The 2,941-nt window shown below is 45.4% G+C and carries 4 protein-coding genes and 1 pseudogene; 2 read left to right on the top strand and 3 right to left on the bottom strand.

Annotated features, from left to right (window positions below):
- Positions 1 to 488 (bottom strand): annotated as a pseudogene (locus BGP75_RS19930) (RHS repeat protein); the annotation flags it as partial.
- 31 nt (positions 489 to 519) lie between these two features.
- On the opposite strand from BGP75_RS19930, the gene BGP75_RS27790 reads away from it, so the two are divergent.
- Both BGP75_RS27790 and BGP75_RS19925 read left to right on the top strand, forming a co-directional pair.
- Positions 520 to 615, top strand: coding sequence for a JAB domain-containing protein (locus BGP75_RS27790; protein ID WP_143821126.1), 96 nt, complete (start codon positions 520 to 522; stop codon positions 613 to 615).
- Positions 616 to 658: 43 nt separating this feature from the next.
- A complete protein-coding gene (locus tag BGP75_RS19925) occupies positions 659 to 904 on the top strand; it encodes a SymE family type I addiction module toxin (RefSeq protein ID WP_076720646.1) in 246 nt (81 codons plus the stop codon).
- Positions 905 to 1,114: 210 nt separating this feature from the next.
- Here the strand turns inward: BGP75_RS19925 and BGP75_RS19915 are convergent, their stop codons facing one another.
- Positions 1,115 to 1,447: a hypothetical protein gene (locus BGP75_RS19915; protein ID WP_076720645.1), complete on the bottom strand. Its 333-nt coding sequence runs from the start codon at positions 1,445 to 1,447 to the stop codon at positions 1,115 to 1,117.
- Between the two features lie 11 nt (positions 1,448 to 1,458).
- Positions 1,459 to 2,941 (bottom strand): RHS repeat-associated core domain-containing protein (locus BGP75_RS27100; protein WP_255395950.1); only part of this gene is annotated, 1,483 nt, incomplete at its 5' end.

Below are 2,941 nucleotides of genomic sequence, written 5' to 3'. Positions count from 1 at the left end.
TTATAGTTGCCGTTGATGGCATCGGTGATCTGTTCGTTGGTTAAACGGTAGAGATCATCGTAGCTGTAGTCGGTCACACGACCGCTGGACTCGCTGATCTGTTCCCGTCGACCGCTGGCTCCCAGGCTGTAGTCATAGGACTGCATCAAGGCGCCACTGCCATTGTAGTGAGCAACACGGGTCAGGCGGTTGAGGTTATCGTAGTCGTAGGTGGTACTGGTGCCGTTGCCGTAGCTGACGGAGGTGCGGTTACCCACCAGATCGTAGCCATAGCTGGTGGTACCGCTGGCATCAGTGACTGTGATCAGTCGATTAAGACTGTCGTAACCGAAGCTCTGATCCAGCTGCACAGTGCCTTGACTGTCGGTGAAGGTTAATCCGATACGGTTACCCGCTTCGTCGTAGCGGTAGTGCAGTTCGCTACTATCGGGTTTGAGTGCAGCCAGAGAAGAAGGAAGATTAGAAAAAATTAATGGTTTAAAGAGCATTGCAAGCCGTGCTTAGCTAGCTTAGCAAAAAATAATATTAGACGCACTTGTAGGGATTCAGTTAGTCGACCATTTTATTGTGGGCGGTGATCAGTTACTGAGTTTTAAAGAGAAGGGATTGATGTAATCAATAGCGGTGACAAGGGCGTTGAAAGTTCCTTGTCACCGGCATGTTTTATTCTGGAGAGCATTCTGACGAGGGTCTGACCCTATTGGTCTCTCGACAAATCAAAGTCAGGGAGGCTTACCACAGTTATCAGCTACAGCAGAATTACCCTGATCGTACACCCATCGGGGAGATTCAACTTAAAGGCCATTGGTTGATTCAGGCGGGGTTTACGATTGATACACCAGTGCATATTCGAGTGATGGAGGGTTGTATGGTATTGACCACTGATAAGCGACCCGTCGGCTGATCGGATAGTAAAAAGCCCAGCTGGGTCGCAGGGCTTTTTTATTCTGGAGAAGGTCTGACCCTATTGGGCTAGCCGTAATTCTGCATCAAGACGCCACTGCCGTTGTAATGAGCGTCGCGCGTCAGGCGATTGAGGTTATCATAGTCGTAAGTGGTACTGGTGCCGTTGCCATAGCTGACGGAGATGCGGTTACCCACCACCGTTTCTCAGCTAGCCTAAATACTCATCCAAAACGATCCACTCACCATCCTGTGTATCTCTGCGCCACATTAAATTCATAGGTATAGAGAAATCAAATCTTGTATTACTATTTATTACCGGGCCACTTAAAAGAATTGACTTAGTTGCTTCGGAATAACTATCCCCAACTAAAGTAACGGCTTCACAAAATGAAGCTACAAGTTTATTCGGATACTTCAACAGTTCCTTATCTGCAACTTCTGCGGCATCTTTAACTGATGAAGCTAAAACGATAAATTCAGTATCATACCCGTCAGGTCCTTCTTCATCATTGCCATACCTTAAAACTGAATAAATATGCATAAGTGACCCTACTATTCTCTAAGATATCTTAAATATTGTTCTCGAGTTATTGGATGCCCATGAATGGTGTCGCTTGTTTCATCATATTCAAGCCTCTGCCAACGAACATCTCGCCCTCTATTCGCACCGATAACATGAGGATGCTCAACAACTTTATACGAGGGATTTCTTGCAGTTGGAATACCTTTTGACCAAGCATCAAGCTCGAACTTTCTTACGTCCTGAGCATTAGACATGTAATACTTAGCAAACCCTGTCTCTGTACCTTTTCGAATTTGCTTTTTGTTAAGCCCACGCCTAGCTATATGCTTACCGTTTCCATAAACCTGCCAGTTCGGTTTTTGATAACAGTTGTGAGTTAGTACTTTTGCATTGCCAACGTAGTACGTATGGTCATTAGCAATACTTAAATTATAAACAGTGCTACTTCTACTATATGAAGTTAAACCAGTCACAGAAATTTCAGATTTATCCAAGCTGTGGAGTAAATCATCGGTTGATAACTTATCTGCATCGATCCAAGATTTACTGGATTTTAAGAAAAATGGATGATCTGATGTGACAGTAATTTTCTCACCAGATTCGAGTTCAATATCAACAAGATTCTTTACCCCGTCTCCTTGAATTAGATGAATTACTTTCTGCAAAGAGTTCTTACCATTCTCTTCATTGTAAGCCCAAACAAGATCGCCAATTTCAATTAATGAGATTGGTTTCAATCCGGATTCGGTATAGACAAGAGTCTCTTCCGAAAAACTATTCCTGCATTTGAAGAGTCTTGCTGGTAGCACTCTTGAAGCCAAGTAAGTGAATGCTAATTCATTCAGTGTCATGTCACCCTTCGCCAACGAAATCAGCATAGATACGTTTGAGTATGCATTGTAAGACTTCAAGCTTAGCCGGGTCATTGTGCTCATGGTGGACATCATTCCACCGATGGAGAAATTACCAGTAGGGTCCGTATACATCACCGGATCAGCATTAGCATAAAGATACTTATGCAACGTCACCGGATCTTGGTTATTCCCCATCCAGCTATCCTGTTGGGTAAACCGCCCAACCCCCTGATCGTAGTAACGTGCTCTGAGGTAGTACTGGTTGAGAGAAGCATCCAACTGCTCGCCCGTAAACAGATAACTATTCTCTGTTGTTCCTGTCTGGTTCAGTGTTTCTCCAAAGGCTTCATAGTCGTAGCCGTCGGTTTGTGTGCCACTGGTATCGGTCAGTATCCGGGTGGAGCCTAGTCCATCGTAGTGATAGAAGCTGAAGGCGCCATTGCGGTCCTGGCTGAGCAGGTCATCGCCGTAGCGGTAGGCGGTGCTGTTGCTGCCGTCTGTTTCCCACAGGACTTGAGCGTAGTCGCGGTTGCTGTCGACGCTGAAGTTGGTGATAGTGCCTGCTTCGCTTTTAGCGATGCGGATACCATCGGGGTTGTAGTGGTAGTCGGTAAGGGTGCCGTCTTTATCGATCTGGATCAGCTTGTTTTTGCTGTTG

The organism is Motiliproteus sp. MSK22-1 (assembly GCF_001968815.1).
GTDB lineage: Bacteria > Pseudomonadota > Gammaproteobacteria > Pseudomonadales > Balneatricaceae > Motiliproteus.
The sequence above is the reverse complement of the archived record's forward strand: the minus strand, read 5'-3'. Positions and strand labels throughout refer to the sequence as shown.

Bases quoted from the DNA above. Each gene is read 5' to 3' on its own strand.
- BGP75_RS19925 (WP_076720646.1), top strand. From the start codon at position 659: ATGTTTTATTCTGGAGAGCATTCTGACGAGGGTCTGACCCTATTGGTC.
- BGP75_RS19915 (WP_076720645.1), bottom strand. From the start codon at position 1,447: ATGCATATTTATTCAGTTTTAAGGTATGGCAATGATGAAGAAGGACCT.